This window comes from Hyphomonas atlantica corrig. (genome assembly GCF_000682715.1).
GTDB classification, from domain to species: Bacteria; Pseudomonadota; Alphaproteobacteria; order Caulobacterales; family Hyphomonadaceae; genus Hyphomonas; species Hyphomonas atlantica.
In genome coordinates this window covers 1-846 of sequence record NZ_AWFH01000047.1, presented here as the reverse complement: position 1 = coordinate 846, position 846 = coordinate 1, and the positions used below count along the sequence as shown (strand labels likewise).

General features: G+C 51.9%; 1 protein-coding gene. It reads right to left on the bottom strand.

The annotated features are described in order from the left end of the window. The coding region (locus HY36_RS18220) for an IS6 family transposase (protein WP_081806205.1) at positions 1-621 on the bottom strand (621 nt) is incomplete at its 3' end. Positions 622-846: the final 225 nt, after the last annotated feature.

Sequence of the window (846 nt, the reverse complement as noted above, 5' to 3'; positions counted from 1 at the left end):
ATGGTTGAAGTGGTTGTATACAGACGAATGGGTTGAAGCGAATTTCTGGAGACTTCGCATGCGCCTGAACCGTGACATCGCCCTCTCTCGTCGCCGAAACGGAAGATGGGAATTTTCAGCGCGATTGTTCAGGTGTCGGCCGCACTCCTGGCGCCGGGCATTCCAGATTTCCTTCATGGCCGCACGATATGAATGGCACCTATCCGTCACCACCACTTTCGGATTGCCGTAGCGCTTCATAGCTTTTCTCACAAATCTCAATGCGGAAGCCTTGTCCCGAGTTTTCGTGACGAAGGACTCCAGAACCTCACCTTCGTGATCGACCGCTCGCCAAAGGTAGTGAGTTTGACCACGGATTTTCACAAGCACCTCGTCCAAGTGCCATCGCCATTGCGGACTCTGCCGCATAGCTTCCGAACGCCGCCTCCGGATCTTGTGTGCAAAATAAGTACCGAACCGATCGACCCAGTGGCGGACCGTTTCGTGGCAAATGTCGATACCGCGCTCGTGAAGCAGGTCCTCGACGTTTCGAAGTGAAAGCGGAAATCGAACGTACATCATGACCGCAAGCTGGATGATTTCCGGTGATGTCTTGAAGTAGCGGAATGGGTTCTGGTTCATTTTTCGAGCTTAAGCGTCAGGATTGGCGGCCTCAAGCTCAGTTCCGCTGACAATGTCCTAACTACCCGTACTCTAAGATGCCGCTGGTTAGTCTGGCAGAAAAGAAAATCGCATCACTTGATGACGAACTTTATGCCTTCTCGGCAATACGAGGAACACAAAGCCAACTATCGGCCGAACAAACAAGCCGCATGAAATCCTTTCAGACCCTTTTCACTGGATTCT